18 protein-coding genes, 1 pseudogene and 1 other annotated feature are annotated in these 19,585 nt (G+C 56.1%); of the genes and pseudogenes, 12 read left to right on the top strand and 7 right to left on the bottom strand.

Annotation, left to right across the window (positions count from 1 at the left end; all coding sequences use genetic code 11):
* Positions 1–365 precede the first annotated feature (365 nt).
* Positions 366–1,238, bottom strand: a complete 873-nt coding sequence (locus tag SULPSESMR1_RS17765; RefSeq protein WP_089422432.1) for a LysR family transcriptional regulator — start codon at positions 1,236–1,238, stop codon at positions 366–368.
* Positions 1,239–1,332: 94 nt separating this feature from the next.
* Here SULPSESMR1_RS17765 and SULPSESMR1_RS17760 point away from each other — a divergent pair, with 94 nt between their 5' ends.
* Both SULPSESMR1_RS17760 and SULPSESMR1_RS17755 read left to right on the top strand, forming a co-directional pair.
* A complete protein-coding gene (locus SULPSESMR1_RS17760; RefSeq protein WP_089422431.1) occupies positions 1,333–2,070 on the top strand; it encodes an NAD(P)H-dependent oxidoreductase in 738 nt (245 codons plus the stop codon).
* Positions 2,071–2,323: 253 nt separating this feature from the next.
* Entirely contained in the window at positions 2,324–2,977 is a 654-nt protein-coding gene (locus SULPSESMR1_RS17755; RefSeq protein ID WP_089422430.1) for a hypothetical protein, read from the top strand.
* A 178-nt stretch (positions 2,978–3,155) separates the two neighbouring features.
* On the opposite strand, the pseudogene SULPSESMR1_RS17750 reads toward SULPSESMR1_RS17755, so the two are convergent.
* Positions 3,156–3,503 (bottom strand): annotated as a pseudogene (locus SULPSESMR1_RS17750) (transposase); the annotation flags it as partial.
* On the opposite strand from SULPSESMR1_RS17750, the gene SULPSESMR1_RS17745 reads away from it, so the two are divergent.
* Complete coding sequence (locus SULPSESMR1_RS17745) at positions 3,496–3,768, top strand: pyridoxamine 5'-phosphate oxidase family protein (RefSeq protein WP_157729041.1); 273 nt, start codon at positions 3,496–3,498, stop codon at positions 3,766–3,768. The pseudogene SULPSESMR1_RS17750 and the gene SULPSESMR1_RS17745 sit on opposite strands and share 8 nt — an antisense overlap.
* A 36-nt stretch (positions 3,769–3,804) precedes the next feature.
* On the opposite strand, the gene SULPSESMR1_RS17740 is transcribed toward SULPSESMR1_RS17745, so the two are convergent.
* The 3 genes from SULPSESMR1_RS17740 to SULPSESMR1_RS17730 form a co-directional block, all read right to left on the bottom strand.
* Positions 3,805–5,039, bottom strand: a protein-coding gene (locus SULPSESMR1_RS17740) for an IS3 family transposase (protein WP_089422740.1) whose coding sequence is annotated in 2 segments (ribosomal slippage) — positions 3,805–4,745 and positions 4,745–5,039 — 1,236 coding nt in all. Because the reading frame shifts where the segments join, the coding sequence is not laid out codon by codon here.
* Positions 4,636–4,752, bottom strand: a sequence feature (AL1L pseudoknot). Its footprint overlaps the gene before it by 117 nt.
* A gap of 49 nt (positions 5,040–5,088) precedes the next feature.
* Positions 5,089–5,697, bottom strand: a complete 609-nt coding sequence (locus tag SULPSESMR1_RS17735) for an AraC family transcriptional regulator (protein WP_114284529.1) — start codon at positions 5,695–5,697, stop codon at positions 5,089–5,091.
* Entirely contained in the window at positions 5,694–6,623 is a 930-nt protein-coding gene (locus SULPSESMR1_RS17730) for a LysR family transcriptional regulator (protein ID WP_089422427.1), read from the bottom strand. Before SULPSESMR1_RS17730 ends, SULPSESMR1_RS17735 begins: the two co-directional genes overlap by 4 nt.
* 274 nt (positions 6,624–6,897) lie before the next feature.
* On the opposite strand from SULPSESMR1_RS17730, the gene ggt reads away from it, so the two are divergent.
* The 6 genes from ggt (at position 6,898) to SULPSESMR1_RS17700 (ending at position 14,922) form a co-directional block, all read left to right on the top strand.
* Entirely contained in the window at positions 6,898–8,598 is a 1,701-nt protein-coding gene (gene ggt / locus SULPSESMR1_RS17725; RefSeq protein ID WP_089422426.1) for a gamma-glutamyltransferase, read from the top strand.
* Positions 8,599–8,663: 65 nt separating this feature from the next.
* A complete protein-coding gene (locus SULPSESMR1_RS17720; RefSeq protein WP_089422425.1) occupies positions 8,664–10,253 on the top strand; it encodes an ABC transporter substrate-binding protein in 1,590 nt (529 codons plus the stop codon).
* Positions 10,253–11,194 carry an ABC transporter permease gene (locus SULPSESMR1_RS17715; protein ID WP_089422424.1) on the top strand — a complete coding sequence of 314 codons (942 nt, stop codon included), beginning with the start codon at positions 10,253–10,255 and terminating at the stop codon, positions 11,192–11,194. Before SULPSESMR1_RS17720 ends, SULPSESMR1_RS17715 begins: the two co-directional genes overlap by 1 nt.
* Positions 11,195–11,345: 151 nt before the next feature.
* Positions 11,346–12,077 (top strand): ABC transporter permease, encoded by a 732-nt coding sequence (locus tag SULPSESMR1_RS17710; RefSeq protein ID WP_205387965.1) that lies wholly within the window; start codon positions 11,346–11,348, stop codon positions 12,075–12,077.
* Positions 12,074–13,684, top strand: a complete 1,611-nt coding sequence (locus tag SULPSESMR1_RS17705) for an ABC transporter ATP-binding protein (RefSeq protein WP_089422422.1) — start codon at positions 12,074–12,076, stop codon at positions 13,682–13,684. Before SULPSESMR1_RS17710 ends, SULPSESMR1_RS17705 begins: the two co-directional genes overlap by 4 nt.
* Positions 13,684–14,922: a CaiB/BaiF CoA transferase family protein gene (locus tag SULPSESMR1_RS17700; RefSeq protein WP_240311302.1), complete on the top strand. Its 1,239-nt coding sequence runs from the start codon at positions 13,684–13,686 to the stop codon at positions 14,920–14,922. Before SULPSESMR1_RS17705 ends, SULPSESMR1_RS17700 begins: the two co-directional genes overlap by 1 nt.
* A gap of 51 nt (positions 14,923–14,973) precedes the next feature.
* On the opposite strand, the gene SULPSESMR1_RS17695 is transcribed toward SULPSESMR1_RS17700, so the two are convergent.
* Positions 14,974–15,579, bottom strand: a complete 606-nt coding sequence (locus SULPSESMR1_RS17695) for a dimethylsulfonioproprionate lyase family protein (RefSeq protein ID WP_089422421.1) — start codon at positions 15,577–15,579, stop codon at positions 14,974–14,976.
* Between the two features lie 200 nt (positions 15,580–15,779).
* Here SULPSESMR1_RS17695 and SULPSESMR1_RS17690 point away from each other — a divergent pair, with 200 nt between their 5' ends.
* The 3 genes from SULPSESMR1_RS17690 (at position 15,780) to SULPSESMR1_RS17680 (ending at position 18,468) form a co-directional block, all read left to right on the top strand.
* Complete coding sequence (locus SULPSESMR1_RS17690; protein WP_157729040.1) at positions 15,780–17,075, top strand: NAD(P)/FAD-dependent oxidoreductase; 1,296 nt, start codon at positions 15,780–15,782, stop codon at positions 17,073–17,075.
* Between the two features lie 259 nt (positions 17,076–17,334).
* Complete coding sequence (locus SULPSESMR1_RS17685; protein ID WP_089422419.1) at positions 17,335–18,036, top strand: IS6 family transposase; 702 nt, start codon at positions 17,335–17,337, stop codon at positions 18,034–18,036.
* A gap of 96 nt (positions 18,037–18,132) precedes the next feature.
* Entirely contained in the window at positions 18,133–18,468 is a 336-nt protein-coding gene (locus SULPSESMR1_RS17680; RefSeq protein ID WP_089422418.1) for a hypothetical protein, read from the top strand.
* 22 nt (positions 18,469–18,490) lie between these two features.
* Here the strand turns inward: SULPSESMR1_RS17680 and SULPSESMR1_RS17675 are convergent, their stop codons facing one another.
* Entirely contained in the window at positions 18,491–19,585 is a 1,095-nt protein-coding gene (locus SULPSESMR1_RS17675; RefSeq protein WP_089422417.1) for an ABC transporter ATP-binding protein, read from the bottom strand.

Below are 19,585 nucleotides of genomic sequence, written 5' to 3'. Positions count from 1 at the left end.
GGTTCTGTGAGCGCTTCAGCTCTGCGGAGAGATTTGGACCCGACCCGCTGATCACCATACCGGCCAGCGGCTTCTTTAGCGCCGCACACCAAGGCCTTATAGAAGACCGCACTCGATCACTCGCCAATAAAGGGAAAGAGTTCTTGCACTACGGGCGGCAACCATAGAAGAACCATGACCCCGAACGGACAGATCGCCATCCCGCTTGACAAAGCCGCAATCAGAGAACCGTTTATGGCACACAGGTTGTGACCAGAGTTTTTTGCCCAACAGCGGCCCTTCGTGGCCTGTTCGGGGAATACCGGAAGAGAGGCCTTCTCCTCATTCACCATGCTATAGCGAACCGCAGCTTTCACTATATCCGACTACAGAATCGCACCAAGTTTCCCGAAAAAGTTGAGTGCTGTTCGCACGCGCGCCGAGTGACGAAGGTCCGGATGGGTCAAAAGCCAAAGGTCCACGGCAAGTTCATCGATCGGGTTTCCAATGCGCGTCAATTCGCTGTCGGTCTCGGCGAGATAGCAGGGCAAAACCGCAACGCCAACGCCGGTTCTGACCGCCGCATAGATGGCGAGCACGCTGTCCAGGTGACAAACACATTTCTCGTCGCACCCCACATTGCGCATCCATGCGTGAAGTTGGCTGTAAGCCATCGACGGACTTGGCCCGATCCAGGGCAGGGTGGTCCACGGCGGCTGTGGGTTCTGTCCAAGATCAAGCGTGCGAACTGCATAGACAGCCTGTCGGATAGGGCCTAGCTTTCGTCCGATGAGATGATCGTCCGGTGATGATGCGGGCCGGATCGCAATATCCGCCTCGCGGAGCGAGAGGTTGGATATCTCGTTCGCCACGGCGATATCCAGGGTGATGCCAGGCTCCAGTTTCCGGAAAAGCACGATCTCCCGTGCAAGGAGACCAAAGAGCAATGTGTCTGTCGTCGCCACACGCACCACACCGGAAGGCCGTAGGTCCCGCCCTGAGATGCGCCGTTCCGTGTCATTGGTCAGTTCGGCTATTTGTCGGGCGACGGATACCAGATCTTCACCGGCCGCAGTCGGTTGATAGCCTGTCCGGAATCGTTCAAAGAGCCTGACGCCGAGCTTCTCTTCCACAGCATTTATCCTGCGGAACATCGTCGGATGGCTTGATCCCGCCAGATGTGCCGCCTTGGACAAAGAGCCAGCGTCCGCGATCCTCAGAACGATCTCATAATCATTCCAGTCGAGTTTGTTGTTCATTTCTGAAAGGCCAGATTGTCAGATCTTCTGAATATCTATCATGAATGAACATTTAATGTCAGGGCAGATACGAGCAACTGCTGGAGATTATCAGATGCACACCCATATCGTTCACGTTCACCCCGAGACCGCTTCCTACAATGGCGCACTCACGCGAACCGCCGAACACGCTTTGCGCACAGCAGGTGGCATGGTAACGGTCACTGATCTCTACCGGGCGGGCTTCGATCCTGTTGAGCGTTTTGGTCATTATGCGAACAGGGTCGAGGCGGATCGTTTCGCAGCGCTTGGCGAGCAGCGCAACGCGTGGGCGACCGACACCTTACCCGGAGATGTCGTAGACGAGATCGACAACTTGGAACGCGCCGATCTGGTCATCCTGCAGTTCCCGCTGTGGTGGCATGGCCCGCCTGCTATGCTGAAAGGATGGATGGACAGGGTCTTCATCAGCGGCGGGCTCTATACCAGAAAAATGCGCTATGACGCTGGCTATTTCCGGGGGCGTCGTGCGCTCATCTCAGTCACGACAGGAGCGCCTCGCGCAGCATTTGGTCAGGGCAGCCGGGGCGGTGATTTCGACACGCTGCTGTGGCCGGTGCAATACTCAATGCATTATATGGGGTTCTCGGTCCTGCGGCCCTTCGTTTCCTACGGTGTGCAGGGGCATGGTTATAGCTACGAAGGCGAAGGACGCCTGCGAGACAGGCTCAGTCGCAACTTGGATGACTGGTCTTCATGCCTGTTGAGCCTGGACGAGGTCGAACCCCTTAGCGTTCCAAGCTGGGCTGATTGGAATGAAGACGGCAGCGCAATTGCCTCGCGTCAAAATTGATGGCCGTAGGTTGTGGGGCTAGTGCCAGTGGTCTTCTACATGGCGACCCGCAGAGCTACCGGTTGCTCGCCGCGCCGGTGTTTCTGCTATAAAACAAAGCAGTCATAGTGTAATGGCCACAAGGAGCGCGCGCAGTGAACACTGACGCGCGATGATATCTGCAACACCGCGCGATGCGCGGATCACGTGCGGGAGTGACCGGAACCTCGCCTATTGCCGTTCAGTCCTTTGCCGCCACGCAAGGAACATTTTGATGTTGAAGCCTCTCGCCGCCTCCCTTCTGCTCACAGGCCCCGCCTTCGGATCAAGCGATGAAGCTTGGTCTGCATTTGCTGCCGAGGTCGAAGACGCATGCCTTGTCGCTGCGGGCAGCTCGATTTCAGATGCATCGGCGGTAGTCGACCCCTTCGGTAGCGAAAGCTACGGTCTGGCCATTATAAGCGGGCGGTTGGCAAATGACCGCGTTGCGAGCGTAATCTGCGTTTTGGACAAGGAAACCCGTGAGGTTCAGATTGGTGGCGAACTGGACATCGCGGTCACGCTGCCCGGACTGCAGCCGCTGACCGCTAACGACATCGAGAACGCGGCCTTAGCCGGTGAGCTTTTCTGCAGCTTCGAGGCGGAGAGCGAAACGCTGCTGCTTGCCGCGGGGTATGTTGCCTCGGAACAGCCGGCGGAAGCTGCTTTCAAATTGTCCAGCCAGCTAATGAGCTTGAGCGCCCAGGGCGGGTTCGACGCCATCACCGCGGGCACCGCGTTCACTGGCACCGGCGGTTCGGCAAAGGTCGAGGTGACGGGGCAGACGACCGAGGGTGGCGAGTCTCCGGCCCGTCCGGCGACGCTGACTGTCCTGCCGGACGGCGGTACCGAGATAGTGACAGAGGGGCTTTGGCGCTGCGGGCCATAAGGGCTTAGGGCAAGCTGAGGCCGACAGACCCTCGACGATTAGCCTCCCGTCTGCGCTGAGTTTTCAGAAAGATCGGGCAATGGGAGGGCGAGCCGCAGCTATGTCCGGGTACTGTTGAAAAAGTCGGCGTTCGAAGCGTTCTGACTGGCATCCAAAGCGAGCCGATTGCCAGTCCCGCTCATGCGGAGGCTGGCAGGGGCACCAATTTGGCCAGTTTGCGGAGGTTCTGGGCGGTTGCGGCGAGCTGGAATTGCTCGGTTGCGCCTTTGGGTCCACGCAGTCGCATCATTCTCAGCCCGATGTATCGCTTCAGATGTGCAAAGAGCATCTCGACCTTTCGCCTTTGCATGAACGAGGTCATGTAGGCGTCGGTTTTGCGGATGTCGCGGGCGATGTCTCTTGCTGCTTCGTGAACGGATCGAAGCACTTTCCTGGCAGGTTGGGTCGGGCAACATTGCGCTTTCAGGTGGCAGGTGTCGCAATCTTGTTTGCGCGCCCTGTAGCGGATCAAACCGTCCTTGCTGACATTCGTGGGGCGTGAAGGGCATCTTGACGTGACGCCTAGAGGCGGTCAGCCCTCAGTTATAACGGTAGATGCGGCAGGACGCTGGCTGCTGCCCGACTATCGCGGCAACCGCAGGCTTGACACGATAGGCAACCTTCTGAGCAATCCTGAGATTGCGCTCATGGTACTTAATCAGGGCAACTCCAAAGTGCTTAGCGTTAGCGGTACTGCTGAACCTTCCTTCTCGCCGGAAGATCTAAGGGCTTTTCCCGAAGACGAGAAATGAATCGCCCCGGGTTTGTCGGAGACCTATAGCTTCATTTCACGCGACCATATCGAGCACGTCGTGCTGTGCATAGAAGTTCTGTTCAGCCTCTGCTGGCGGGATGTTTCCGATGGGGCCCAGCAGGCGCCGGTTGTTGAACCAATCGACCCAGCCGAGGGTGGCCAGTTCCAGATCCTGCATGTTGCGCCACGGTCCTTGGCGATGGACCAGCTCTGTTTTGTAGAGACCGTTAATTGTCTCAGCGAGGGCGTTATCATAGGAATCCCCGACGCTGCCGACCGACGGTTCGATGCCAGCCTCAGCCAAACGCTCGGTGTAACGAATGGACAAATATTGACCGCCGCGATCCGAATGGTGAACCAATCCACTTTTCTGGACCGGCCGTCGATCATGCAGGGCCTGCTCCAAAGCATCGAGAACAAAGTCCGTTTTGGCGGATCGCGAGACCCGCCATCCGACGATGCGATCAGCAAACGTATCGATGACGAAGGCCACATAGACAAAGCCCTGCCACGTCGACACATACGTAAAATCGCTGACCCAGAGAAGGTTCGGAGCTGGTGCTCGGAACACGCGGTTCACCTTGTCACGCGGACAAGGCGCTGACGTGTCAGGGACGGTTGTTTTGGCCACCTTGCCGCGCACAGCCCCACGGATCCCGATCTGTTTCATCAGGCGCTCCACGGTGCAACGCGCGAGCATAAAGCCCTCCCGCTTCAGCTGATGCCATGCCTTACGCACCCCGTAGACCTGATAATTCTCATCCCAGACACGCTTGATCTCGGGACGCAGCTCCGTGTCGCGCTGATGCCGGGCCCAAGTTCTGGATGGATCAGCAAGGCACGCCAATCGGTGGTAATATGTTGACGGCGCGATCGGCAGCACCCTGCAGATCGACTCGACACCGTAAACAGCCCTTTGATCGTCGATGAAGCCGATCATCGCTTGAGTGGGCGGTCGAGTTCCGCCTGCGCAAAATAAGCTGACGCCTTGCGAAGAATTTCATTCGCCTGGCGCAGCTCACGGTTTTCCCGTTCCAGCGTCTTGATGCGATCACGCTCTTCGGTTGTCACCCCGTCGCGCATGCCGCTGTCTTTCTCGGCCTGCTTGACCCATCCGCTCAAGGTCTGGGGAATACAGCCGATCTTGGGTGCAATGGCCGCAATCGCGCCCGCCTGCGTTTCGTATGAACCTTGATGCTCAAACACCATCCGGACCGCACGTGCGCGGACCTCAGGCGAGTAGCGATTTGCCATTTTGCTTTTCGTCATAACCATCATCCTTACTTAAGTTGATGGTCTCCGACAAACCCGGGGCGATTCAAAACGTCATTCCGACATCGGCGGCAAAGTGCCTTTCAAGCCTTCTTCGGCTGCTGCCTAAAACCGTCGCCCAGTCATCTAGCGTACGTCCGTCAGCGGGATGGTGGAGCAAAGTTTCACAGATCCGACGTAACTGCTGATCGTCTGGCAAAACTAGAGTGGCGCTCTCCGAGCTCGCTAAAACCTCTAGCTCTGCCAATATTAGTGCGACCAAGTGTGGGTAAACTGCGGCGGCCTCTTCATGCTCTGATAGTGTTACCAGACGTGTGATCATGTGGGATAAAAGCGGTGTGGGTTCAATCGGGCCCGTGCGTAAAGGTATTTTGTTCGCCAACTCCGGTTCGATGTAAAGAGAATGGAACATCGGGCCGTTTCTTGCAGACACCTTGTGCAGTATCCGCTCGGGAAGCCATGCTCCCATTCCAGATTTCAGAACTAAATCGCCTCCTGGTAGTGTCAGGCGCGCTGGCTGCGTCACTGCGAGTATGAACTGTGCGCGGTCATGGGAATGGGTGCGCCCGTTGATGCTGTCTTTGTGGTAGGAAACTCTTGCAATAATTGGCGCTGTGGCACTTGAGACGGTGGGGCTATCATGCAACCAACTCATGGTCGTCGCTCTTGTTTGGCTGCACTACGGGCAAGTTGTACGAAGTTCTGAACCGCTGCGGATGGATCGCCACGTCGATAGGCAAGCGCCAGTTCTCCTTTCGGCGGTGTGTCGGCGATGGGGCGGTAAACAACATTTGGCAGTTGGATGCATTGTACAGATTGGGGCACCAGTGCCACGCCGAGCCCGACAGAAACCATGCTGGCAATTGTCATGAAATCGCGCCCCTGCGGCCCTAGCCGTGGATGAAATCCCGCCTTCCCGCAGGCATCGACCGTGTAGGCGTGGAAGCTGACCTGAGGTGGATGTTGCGGGGTAATAAAGTCGTCTTCGGCCAAATCGGTCAGCTTCACCTTGGCGTCGGGGGCATGCTGGTGAACTCCTGGTAAGGCGATCAACAAATCCTCCAGCAGTACAGTCACTGTGGCGACTCCGTCAGGCAGCGGCACAGGTGGGCGAATGAACCCTATGTCAAGACCCCCCTGACCGATGGCTTCGATCTGCGACAGCATTTCCATTTCAGCGATCTCGAGATCGACATCGGGATGGCTGTTGCGAAATGCTCCGACCAGTCTGGTTAGCGCACCGGCATAAGCTGCAGATCCGACATAGCCGATAGCAAGTGAGCCTATTTCCCCCCGTGCTGCACGTTGCGCGGTCTGAGTTGCGCGCTCAACCTGTGCGAGGATGCGGCGGATATCCTTGGCAAAGACCTCTCCGGCCAGTGTTAGCCTTAGCTGGCGGCGGGACCTATCGAGAAGGGTAACGCGTAAGATGCTTTCAAGCGTTTTGATTTGCTGGCTAAGGCCGGGTTGGGCAATGTTGAGCTGTTCTGCCGCGAGGCTGAAGCTCATCTCGTCAACCACTGCGAGAAAGTAGCGCAGATGCCGAAGTTCGATGTTGCCGGTACTGGGGCGCTGTCCCAAGGGATTTTCCTTATGCTGTAAGAGCTAATAATGAATAAGCGCAGCCAATAGGCAATCCCTTTTGCAGATGTTGAGATTATTCGAGATGGTCAGTGAAAGACGCACGGGCTGCGTCAAAAATCGTAGAACTTAAAGTTATGCATTTTGAGCCTTCTATATATTGATGTGATTGACATGATGGACTCATACTCAAGTGGACGGCGGGGTTGCACGGCAGGTCGTTCGCATCGGAAGGGTGTAGGGCCATTGAAATCTGTGCTTGAGGAGACGCATTATGGCTGAACTATCCACTGACGAGACCGACCTGATATTCGCTTGCGAGAAACAGCCGGTGTCAGGCTCTGGCGGGGTGGCCGTTACCAACCATCCACTTGCCTCAGCCGCGGCACTCGAGATGTTAGCCGCTGGAGGAAACGCTTTTGATGCAACGGTAGCAGCTTTGTTTGCGTTGACCGTGGTCGAGCCGATGATGGTGGGTATTTTCGGGGGCGGCACCTCAGTGGTGCAGCAAGCAGATGGTGCGGTTCACGTCTATGATGGGCTGGCACGTGCGCCCGCTGCTGCCCGCCCAGACATATACGAACCCATCGCCGACACTTGGCCGGACTACATGGAGACACGTGGTCGTGCCAATCGGGTCGGGCCGCGGGCCATCGCCGTTCCTGGCAATTTGATCGCATGGTGCGACATGGCAGAGCGCCACGGGAAATTGCCACTAAAGCAATTGATTGGTCCCGCAATCCGGTATGCCGAGGACGGTTTTGTTCTGTCGCCTTACCTTGCTACCTGCATCGCCGAAATTGCGCCTGACCTCGCGCTTGATCCTTCTATTGCTTCGGTCTTCCTGCTTGATGGAGAACCTCTTGCGGCCGGTGAGCGGCTTGTGCAGTCCGATTATGCGCAGACCCTGCGTGCCATTGCCAAAGGTGGCCCCGATGCATTGTTGCAAGGGCCGTTGGGTGAAAAGCTGCGCGATTTTTTGGCAGGTTCGGGTACCCTTGTTACCGAGCAGGACATCCGGGACTATAAAATGATCCGCCGCGCCCCCGTCACGGGCACCTATCGGGGGCATGAGATTTTCGGACCACCGCCGCCCTGTTCCGGTGGAGTACAGGTTTTGCAAGTTCTCAATTTGTTGGAGCCCTGGGACGTCGGTGGAGATGGGTTTGGTAGTGAAAAGACCCTGCACCGGCTGATCGAGGCGCTAAAAATTGCCGCGGCCGACCGACTAGCTGTCACCGCCGACCCCGACTTCTTTGACGTGCCGCTGGAACGTTTGGTCTCCAAAGACTATGCCGATATTCGGCGCGGCGATATCCACCCTGATAGGGCGCGGTTTCAAGAGGCGCGTATCCTGACGAATGAATCCAATAACACCACGCATGTAACCATCGCCGACGCAGAGGGTAACATCGTCTCATCGACCCAGACGATAAACAGCCTTTTTGGTGCGCGAGTCGTCGTTCCAGGCACCGGCATCATTCCCAACAACTACATGTACCTGTTCGATCCTCATCCGGGAAACGCGCTGTCGTTGATGCCTGGCAAGCGGATCACTAGCGGCATCACCGCGCTTATTGTGCGGCGTGATGGAAAACCGGCCTTTGCCCTCGGGTTGCCTGGTGCGCACCGCATTCCAGCATCCGCACTACAGGCGGTAATCAACCTGATAGATCACAATATGACACTGCAACAGGCCGTCGAGGCGCCGCGGATTTTTACGTGGGGGCAAGAAGTCGAAATCGAAGACAGCATCCCCGAGGCTACCCGTAATGCGCTGGCTGCGCGTGGTCATACCATTTTGCCTGTGGCTCACGTAGCTGGCGGCATGGGCGCAATCCGCTTTCTCCCCGGTGGGCAGATGGAAGGCGCATCTTGTTGGCGGGCAGACGGAGTCCCAATGGCTGCAAGTGGCGGACCTGCGCGGGCGAATACCTCATTCTGGCCGGATCCACGCCGCGGCAAGAGCTACTAAGAACAAGAATTAAATACGCCGAGAAGCTTAAAAGAGTTCAACGAACATAAAAGGGAGCTACCACAATGAATATGAACCGTCGCCAAGCGCTGATAATGTCTGCAAGCGCAATGCTGATGGCCGCAACCGGCCGGTCTGCCTATGCTCAAACTGAAACCGGTGATGCGGTTATCCGCTTTGCGCCTCACGCGGCCTTGCGCGTGCTAGATCCGGTCGCAACACCCGCGTATATCACACGGAACCATTCCTATCTTGTTTACGACACTTTGTATTCGCTGGATTCTAGCTTTACGCCTCAGCCGCAAATGATCGGCTCGCACGAAGTTACCGATGATGGACTGGAATGGACATTCATCTTGCGGGATGGACTAGCCTTTCATGATGGTGCTCCCGTGACCGCTGCAGATGTTGTACCTTCGATAACCCGCTGGTGGCAAAAGGACGTCGTTGGCTTGCGGCTGAAAGAGGTGACTGAAACACTCGAAGCGGTAGACGACAAAACCTTTATGTTCCGCTTGAAGGAACCTTTTGGAGCTATGATCGAAGCGATGGCGCGCCCTAGCTCTCGGCCGTTATTCGTGATGCCGAAACGGATTGCCGACCTTGATCCTTCTACCATGCTGGAAGAGGTTGTGGGCTCGGGTCCTTACAAGTTCTTAGCGGATGAATTCCGTCCGGGCGCAAGCTGGGCCTACGCGCGCAACGAAGACTACATTCCGCGTGACGAGCCTGCGGACGGTCTGGCGGGTGGAAAGGTTCCGCGTGCGGCACGGATTGAAGTGATCTGGTTCCCAAGCCCCGATACGGCCATCAGTGCGTTGATTAATAATGAATTGGACATCATCGAAAGTGTAAGTCCAGACGGGCGCAGCCGCTTTGAAGGCACTGATGTGAAGCTGGTGGCACGTGCCAGCCCTACGGCATCAACTGTTCGGTTCAACTGGTCGCAAGCGCCCTTCGACGATGTGCGGATGCGCCGTGCGGTTCAACTGGTCGTTAGCCAGATCGACTATATGGATATCGTGGTGGGCGACCCAAGCGCGTATGAAACTTGCCCCGCATACTTCGGATGCGGTACTCCGCTGGAAACCGACGCCGGATATGTCGAAGGCAGTTTGGACAACGTAGAAGAAGCGCGCGCCCTCGTGGCTGAAGCGGGCTATGACGGCACGCCGATTACAATCATCACACCGGGCGATATTGCATCATTCTCTGCCCTCGCTCCTATGACGCAACAGGTGCTTGAGGCCATCGGCATTCCGAGCAAGATCGAAACTATGGAATGGTCCGCCTTTCTTGAGCGAAGGACGCGGACTACGTTGCCATCCGAAGGGGGCTGGAACCTTGCCCATGCTGTGTTTGACCTGATTGATCTGATCTCACCCTTAGGCAACCCAAATTTTGATGCACGCGGCCTCGACGGATATACAGGTTTCGTGGATGACCCCGAAACCGAAGCGTTGAAATCGCGCTATCAGGCGGCAAGCACTGACGACGAGCGCTTCGCCATCGTCGAAGAAATGCAAGAACGCGCTTACGATCAGGTGTTCTACATTCCTCTGGGCACCTACGCGCAATACACAGCTCTCCGACCCGAACTTTCGGATTTCGAAAATGCCCCTATCCACGTCGTCTACGGGCTGGATAAGGCCTGATGCTGCGACTGATCGTTTTGCGCGTCTTGGCCGCGGTCCCGGTTATGCTGATTGTCGCGGTTATCGTGTTCAGCCTGCTGCGGCTCAGTCCCGGTGATCCGGCGGCGATCATCGCCGGTGACACCGCTACGCCCGAAGCGATTGCTGCTATCCGAAGCGAAATGGGTCTGGACCAGCCACTGCTGGTCCAGTTCGCAAGCTGGATAGGCGGAGTGGTGACCGGAGATCTGGGTCAATCCGTGCTATCACGTCTCCCTGTCACTACGCTGATCTTCGACAGACTAGAGGCTACGCTTATGCTGGCACTGTCTGCCATTGTTCTCACCGTGATTGTCGCCGTGCCGCTCGGGGCTTTTGCAGCTTTGCGCCATAACACGTTGACAGACCGTCTGGTTATGGCTTTTTCCGTCGCGGGTTTTTCGATGCCCGCCTTCGTTGTGGGCTATATCCTAATGCTGCTTTTCGCAGTGCAGTGGCAACTGCTGCCAGTGCAAGGCTATGTCAGTGTCTTTGATGACCCATTGACTGGATTGCGACACTTGGTGCTGCCCTCGATTACGCTCGCACTTGTGTTCATGGCGTTGATCACCCGCGTCACGCGGTCCAGTCTGCTTGAAGTTTTAGGGCAAGATTTTGTGCGCACCGCTCGAGCCAAAGGCAATCCTGCCGGTCGCATCTTATGGCGTCATGCACTGCCGAACTCGGCGGTGCCGATCATCACGGTGATCGGGTTAGGCATAGCCATGTTGATCTCCGGCGTAGTGGTCACTGAAAGCGTATTTAATATCCCCGGTATCGGGCGATTGACCATCGATGCCATCCTCGCACGGGACTACCCGGTCGTACAGGGGCTGATGCTGTTCTTTGCGATGATTTACGTCGGTATCAACCTGTTGATCGACATTGCATACCTCCTCATCGATCCTCGGATCAGATACTAAGGTGCCCTCATTGACCCCATCAGTCCCGACTGCGCGCCTGCATAGTGCGCGCTCTTTTCTCAGCGGCTATCGCTTGCCTTTGGTCTGTGCCTTCTTGCTGCTTGCAATCGCGGCTGTTTCAATAGTCGCCCCTTTCCTGATGGATGACGGGTTGACCCGCCTGCGTCCACGGATGCGCTTGCAGCCTCCTTCCGATCTGGCACTTTTTGGAACTGATGCGATGGGTCGTGATATTTTTGCGCTGACGCTGGAAGGAGCCAAACTGTCTCTTCTCGTCGGGCTGTTGACCGCAACGGTAGCAGGCTTTTTTGGCACGGTGATCGGCCTCGTTTCCGGGTACTTCCGACGGCTGGATGGTGTGATCATGCGCTTAATGGATGCGATCATGGCCATCCCGAACATTCTGTTTGCGGTCGCAGTCGTGTCCCTAATGGGGGCTTCATTGGTCACCATTGTGTCTGCGCTGGTGTTCAACGAAATTCCACGGATGGTGCGTCTGGTGCGCAGTGTCGTGCTGACCACGCGCGAGGAACCGTATGTTCAGGCTGCGGTAGGGATGTCCATCCAGACCCCGCTGATCCTCTTCCGTCACATTTTGCCAAACTGCATAGCGCCGTTGATCGTGCAGACGTCCTATGTCTTTGCATCCGCGATTTTGTCGGAAGCCATTCTGGGTTTTCTCGGGGTGGGATTTCCTCAAGGGACAGCCACATGGGGCAACGTTTTTGCTGAAGGACGCTCTGTATTTATTCGGGCACCATGGACCATCATCGCGCCGGGCATCTTGCTGGCGATCACGGTTATGGCTGTCAACTTGCTCGGAGACTCGCTGCGTGACCGGCTTGATCCCCGTCTTTCCCGCGCTGCAAAGGTTTCTTCATGATCCCCACACCCCCTGTAGTTGAAATAAGTAGCCTGACTGTTGCGTTGCCCGATGGGCTGGATCGACGCTACGCGGTAGAGGATGTGAGCTTGGAAATTGCCTCGCGCGAGATTCTCTGCATCGTAGGTGAATCAGGCTCGGGAAAATCTGTCACGGCTTCAGTCGTTATGGGCCTTCTGCCACCCAACGTTCTTCGCATCGAAAGCGGCAGCGTCATGCTTGAGGGTGAGGATATTACACACGCCTCGAACCAGCGGCTTGATTGGTTGCGTGGGAACCGCATGGCCATGATCTTTCAAGAGCCTTTAACGGCGCTTAATCCAGTGATGCCACTGGGCCGCCAGATCGCCGAAGTGTTGCTGCTTCACAAACGCGACCTCTCTGGCGCGCAGATCAAAAGCCGTGTGCTAGAACTGATGAAAGATGTCCACCTCCCAACGCCCGAACAGATCTATGGACGATACCCGCACCAAATTTCAGGGGGTCAGCGACAGCGTGTGATGATTGCGATGGCCTTAGCAATGGAGCCGGCACTTATCATTGCAGACGAGCCAACGACCGCGCTTGATGTGACGACCCAGGCACAAATTCTGAAACTTTTTCGCGAACTGCTTCATAAGCACAACAGCGCCATCATGTTGATTACCCATGACTTTGGCGTCGTTGCGGAAGTAGCCGACCGTGTTGTTGTCATGCGCCACGGTCGAATCGTAGAGGCAGGCAGCACGCAAGATGTGCTTTACAATCCGCGCGATCCCTACACCCGAGATCTGATTGCCGCGGTGCCACGCTTGCGCTTTTCCGCCCCCGTGCGCGACGCGGAACCGGTCCTTAAAGTGGAAAATCTCTCTGTCACTTACCGGCAGAAAGGGTTTTTGAGGCCCACCCGCGAAGTGCGTGCCGTTCAGGACGCATCTCTGGTGCTCCGAAGTGGACAAACCATTGGTATTGTTGGAGAATCTGGATCGGGTAAAAGCACTCTGGCACGCGCAATCGTCGGCTTCGAAGCCCCCAGCAGCGGACGTCTTATTTTTGCAGGGCGTGAGAGTGCAGAATTGAAAGGTCGCGCAAAAGCTGTATTGCGCAACCGCGTCCAAATGGTATTTCAAGATCCCTATAGTTCTCTGAACCCCCGCAGGACTGTCGGCCAATCAATGGTCGAAGGGCCAGTGCGGCAAGGGATGCCAATAGCAGATGCCCGCCAAGACGCTGTTGCGATGTTGGAGCGGGTTGGCCTGAGCAAAACTGCCATGGACCGGTTTCCACACGAGTTTTCAGGCGGGCAGCGGCAACGCATCTGCATTGCCCGCGCATTGGTTATGCGCCCCGAGATCATCGTCGCGGACGAAGCGGTTTCGGCGCTTGATGTGACCGTGCAAGCGCAAGTCCTTGCCCTTTTTGACGAACTTCGCACCGAGATGGGCTTTTCGATGATTTTTATAACGCATGATCTGCGCGTCGCTTCGAACATCTGCAACGAGATCATCGTCATGCGTGAGGGGCGGATCGTGGAACATGGCTTAGTGCGAGACGTCTTCGAATCGCCCGCAAATGCGTACACACAAAACCTAATCGCTGCGATGCCACGATTGAAGGGAACCACCTGATGGAGCCAACTGACAAAGATTCCATGAGTGGCGTCCGTATCTCTGCATTGAATGGTGTGCGGGTGATCGACCTGACCTCCGTTTTGATGGGACCCTATGCTACGCAGTTTCTGGGCGATTATGGTGCTGACGTCATTAAGGTTGAACCGCCAACAGGTGATATGGTGCGCAGCGTTGGACCATCTCGTCACAGTGGCATGGGGCCTCTGTTCCTCAATTCAAACCGTTCAAAAAGGTCGCTGGTACTCGACCTTAAAACAGATGCTGGACGCCAGATTTTATTGGATCTTTGCCGTAATGCCGACGTGTTGGTCTACAACGTACGTCCCGCGGCCATGCGTCGGCTACGGTTATCATGGGACGATATTCACGCCATCAATTCCCGTATCATATACGCTGGCCTCTATGGTTATGGACAGGCTGGCAGATACGCCGCACGTCCTGCTTATGATGATCTGATTCAAGGTGGATCAACCTTGTCGCATTTGTTCACGCTTTCTGGATCTGATGAGCCTAGGTATGTGCCGGCAGCCATAGCCGACCGGATCGTGGGCTTGACTGCGCTGAGTGGCATTATGGCTGCAATCATTGAGCGTGACAGAACAGGACGCGGCCAACGAGTCGACGTGCCGATGTTTGAAACGATGGTGAACTTCGTACTGAGCGATCATCTGGGTGGGCTAACCTTCGATCCACCTCTGGATCGGGGTGGCTATGTCCGCCAATTGTCTGCATCTCGACGGCCAGTGCGCACCGCAGATGGGCATCTTTGTGTGCTTCTCTATACAGACGACCACTGGCATCGATTTCTCGCGTGTATAGGTCGCGCGGAAGTCATGGACGAAGATCCCCGTTTTGCCACTTTTGCTTCACGTATGGACAACGTTGATCATGTTTACGGCTTTTTGGCCGAGGTATTTCTGAAACGCACGTCGCAGGACTGGGTCAAGATACTTGATGATGCCGATGTACCAGTCATGGCAATGCATACTCTGGAAAGTGTTCTGAAGGATGAACACTTGAATGAAGTTGGTTTTTTCCGCACGCACGAACATCCGACCGAGGGGCGCATTGTAAGTATGCGCAACCCTGTGCAGATGCCGGATACCACTGCAGCACAAGACATCGCTGCTCCAAGGTTGGGGCAGCATTCGGCAGAGGTGTTGCGCGAACTTGGTTTGAACGATCAAGAGATAGAGGAGCTTTTTGCCAGCGGTGTCAGCAAGTCGGCCAGCTAGCCCTAGTACTATTTAGTGAGTCCTAAGTTGGCACACATAGCTGCGATGAGATCACTCTTCACGCTCAACATCGAGCAGCCAAAGTGCCAGCAAGGGTTCATCCGGTGTGGAACGCATTGCGTGCAGGATTCCAGGTGAATTGTAAAATGTCTTCCCAACACCTGGGCTAAACCAAGCCCCACCCGCTTGCTTAAATTCGCCCGGTGAAAGAACCAAGTATACTTCGGACGGGGCATGATTATGATCAGGATAGCGAGTTCCAGGGGCCAATAGCGAAAGGCCAATCCACACATCGCTGCGTTCCTCAATCCCGCCTGGGCCGATTATCATCGCATTGGCATGATCGTTCAGGAAATTGGCGCTAGCGCCGGCACCGGCCGTTCTTGGTCGCCAAACGAGTGAAGGCTCAAGTGTGCGTAGTTCGTTCACCAGTGGCGAAAGTTGCGAGTCAGAATTTGCGGCATCGGTTAACGCTGGAAACAGATGTGTACAAACCAAAGGTGGAGATATACGGGCGGGACCTTTGGTCTGCCCAGGGAAAGCCAGTTTTCGGTCGATACGTCCAACAAGTTTCTGCGCATTTCCACTGACGCGTGGCACAAGAAACTCATTCAATGTTCTCAAAAATGATACCAGTTCTGTAGAACGGCTTGTCATGTTCTCATTCTTCCTAAAGGGGCATTTTTGATTTTAACATCGCAGAGATGAATGCAGGTCGATACGGCCTGAGCGCAATTAATTCATAAGTATAGGTTATGAATAATCCTTCTCGCAGAGGTTGGGCTGGTCCTCTCGCAGAGTTATGCTGGCATGATAAAATACGATCCTGTGGCCGCAATCTTCCAGAAGTTTCTCCAATGCTAAATGCACCTTCCTACCACTCGCCTTCAGGCTGGAACGCCTTGCTCTCGCCAAGGATTCCGCGCACCGATCTTCCGATGAAGCGGCGGTATAAAACTATTGTAATTGGGGCCGGGATCACTGGACTTGCTGCTGCTCACCGACTTGCCGAGCTTTCAAATGGTGATCCCATTTTAGTACTTGAAGCATCGACTGTAGGCGAGGGCGCCACTTCGCGAAATTCCGGCTACCTGCTGGTGAACCCAGGTGAGCCGAGTGCAAATGCGACAGATTTCTCTAGGGATTGGGCTCAAAGACAAATGGGTATGGCGCAAGCCGGGATCGATTGGCTGAAGACCAGTGCGGAGCGTCATGCCATAGATTGCAGCTGGGATGAAACCTCGCCAACTGTCACGGTCGCGGCCTCTCCTCGGGTTGAAGCGGGCGCACGTCAGACGCACGAAGCGTATCGCGCTTTGGGAATGCACCAGGCCGAATATAATAGGACATCCCTATCACAGTTGGCGGGGACCGATTACTACTCGTATGGATTTCAGTCCCTAACTCGCGCTCTGGTCCAGCCAGCCGCCCTTCATCGCGGTTTGGCCGATGCGTTGCCAAGCAATGTGACACTGCTGGAGCAGTCACCTGTTACGGAGATTACGGGCCTTGGACCGTTCGAGGTGCGGACTTCGAAGTGTGCCTTTGTTGCAGAGCAGATATTCATCACCAACAATCTGCACGCCAGAGCGATGGGATTGAACATCGGGCGTATGGTAGGAATTTTTACCTATGCGGCCCTGACGCCTGAACTTCCTGCAGATGAGCTATCCAAGCTGGGTGAGGCGCAAAGCTGGGGCCTCCTACCTGCACACCGCATTGGTACCACGCTTCGCAAGGTGGGGCGGCGCCTGCTGATCCGCAGTGGAGACTCCTATGAACGCGAGCAAAGTAGCAGTCATGTAAGGGCTTTACTGGCGACGTTCTACTCAAACCGCTTTCCTCAAATGCGTTCTCATGAGTTTCAGCACGTTTGGGGTGGTGTGACCTCTATTACGAGGAATGGCGGTTATCATTTTGGTCAGTTCAAGCCGGGTATTTATGTGTCGGCAGGATGTGGTGGAGCCGGCTTAGCACGCGGGGCGATCCATGGCAGATTGCTTGCTGAGTTAGCCAGTGGTCAAACCTCTCAACTTCTAAAAGACCGCTTAGGGATGAAAAGGCCGACTTGGCTTCCGCCCGAACCCTTGCGCAGCGTCGGCGCACAGATCGAGATTGCTATCGCCAAACTACAAGGTGGTCGAGAGAGATGAGCTGTGGTGGGGTAATAAGGTAATCTGATGGTATCTCGCGAGCCTCGAAGCAGACTGTGTAAGCGGCTCTGATGATGTAACCGCCTCCCGACGGCATCGATGTGCCAAGGTGGGTCTGCAATGATCCACAAAAAGGAGAGCGGTCATGTCGGATACTATCACAGTCGGACTCGATTTGGCGAAGAATGTATTCCAAGGGTGTTGTCACGTTAACCCTCGATCGGTTGCTCGTGTCTGGGTTTGAGCGTAGGTTGCAGGGATGAATTCATCCTCCATCAGCTACAAGCGTCACCGATTCCCTCCTCAAATCATTGCCCACGCGGTGTGGCTGTATGTCCGATTCAATTTGAGCCTTCGCGAAGTGGGAGAGATGCTGCTTGCGCGCGGGATCGACGTTTCTTACGAGACTATCCGGCGTTGGGTCATTAAGTTCGGGCCGGTCATCGCTCGAAACCTGCGACTAAGCCAGGATCGTCCAGGTGATTTCTGGCATCTCGATGAAGTCGTTGTGAAAATCTCTGGTCGCAAATATTGGCTTTGGCGCGCGGTCGATCAGCATGGCGTCGTGCTGGACGAAATACTCCAACCGAAACGGGACAAACGGGCCGCAAAACGGCTGTTGCGCAGCCTGATAAAGCGTCTTGGTTTCATTCCCAAGCGGATCATCACGGACAAGCTGCGGTCGTATGGTGCTGCCAAGCGAGAGGTTGCGCCGGGCCTGGATCATTGGTCGCATAAAGGGCTGAACAACCGTGCCGAAAACAGCCATCTCCCATTCCGAAAGCGGGAACGGACGATGCAAGGACATCGGTCTCCAGGAGGCTTGCAGCGGTTCGTGGCTACTCATTCAGCCATTCGGAATTGCTTTTGTGTTCCTGTAAGCCGTCGCTCGGCCCTCACAATCCGATATCACCGCCTCGAAGCATTTGACGCCTGGAATGCCGCCACCCGAGCAGCTTGACACCCGAGCGTCAGGATACCTTCCTGGGTCGGAAGTTAACGTGACAACACCCCTCACACCCACAGTTAAACGGATTGGATCAGGCAACGCACGCGGGTGATTCAGGACGATTTCTTTAACGGCAAGACTGCCGAAGCGATGGCCGCCGCCGAGACGCTGAATACCGAAGTGGACAAATACGCAGACTTCATGGGCGACCATAAGGGATTTTGGTTGCCTGATCTTCTGGTGGCACGGCTGGCGCTGCAACTACGGTATTACCAACGCGCCGCCGAAGCTGCCGCACCGATGGTCACCGCATTGGACACGCCGGTTGAACACGGCGGGGCAATGCGGGTCGAGGCGATGCTGCGGCTGATGCGCGATGATCCCCAGATAAAATACGCCCACCCGCGCTATTGGGCGCCGTTCATCTTGGTGGGCGACGGATAGGGGGTTTTGCCTCTGTGTGTGGTCACGCAAAGGCCTCTGGAACCGCGTCGCCCTGCGCATCAAAAAGCATGGAATCACGCGGCGAAAAGCCGATTTCCAACGTCGATCCGGGGGCAAGGTTGTGCTGGCCTGCCAGCCGTGCCGTCAACGTTCGGGTCACATTCTGGCTTTGGCCAAGGTCGATATCAATCAGGGTTTCCGCGCCCAAGGCTTCGACGAAACGGATGCCACCGGAAATTCTGATCTGGTCTTGCGAGGCGTGAACTGGCGTAACGTGTTCGGGCCGGATGCCCAAGGTGACTTCGCCGCTTGCAACGCCCGGATTTAGCGGAATTTCCATGCGGTCATTCACAAACCGGACCCTGCCGTTATTGTGGATACACTGACCGGTGATAAAGTTGGTCGGCGGCGATCCAAGGAAGGCGGCGACGAACTTGCTGTTCGGCTTTCGGTACAGCTCCATCGGGGTACCGACCTGACGGATGCGCCCGCCTTCCATGACCACGATCCGGTCGGCCATGGTCATCGCTTCGATCTGGTCGTGGGTCACGTAAACGGTGGTGGTGCCCAGCTTTTGTTGCAGCTTGCGGATCTCGACCCGCGCCGAGTGGCGCAGTTTGGCGTCAAGATTGCTGAGCGGTTCATCAAACAGGAACGCCTTTGGGTTGCGGATGATGGCGCGGGCCACGGCGACGCGCTGGCGTTGGCCGCCGGACAGTGCGCGGGGTTTGCGGTCCAGCAGGTGTTCGATGCCCAAAAGCGCTGCGGCCTGTTGAACCTGCGGGACAATCTGCGCCTTGGGCACCCTTTGCAGAGACAGCGCGAACGAGATGTTTTCGCCCACGCTCATGTGTGGATAAAGCGCGTAAGATTGGAACACCATCGCAAGGGCGCGTGACTTGGAGGGCACATGGGTGATGTCCTGCCCGTCCAGATGGATGCTGCCACCGGTCGGTTGTTCCAGCCCCGCCAGCATCCGCAGCGACGTAGTCTTGCCGCAACCCGAGGGGCCCACTAGCACCACAAATTCGCCGTCGGCAATATCAAGGTTGAAGTCGGCAACCGCCTGCGCGGTATCAAAGCGTTTGGCGATGTTGTGAAAAGAGATCGAAGCCAT

It is taken from the genome of Pseudosulfitobacter pseudonitzschiae, from assembly GCF_002222635.1.
Classification (GTDB): Bacteria; Pseudomonadota; Alphaproteobacteria; order Rhodobacterales; family Rhodobacteraceae; genus Pseudosulfitobacter; species Pseudosulfitobacter pseudonitzschiae_A.
This window is presented reverse-complemented; position numbering and strand designations above follow the sequence as displayed.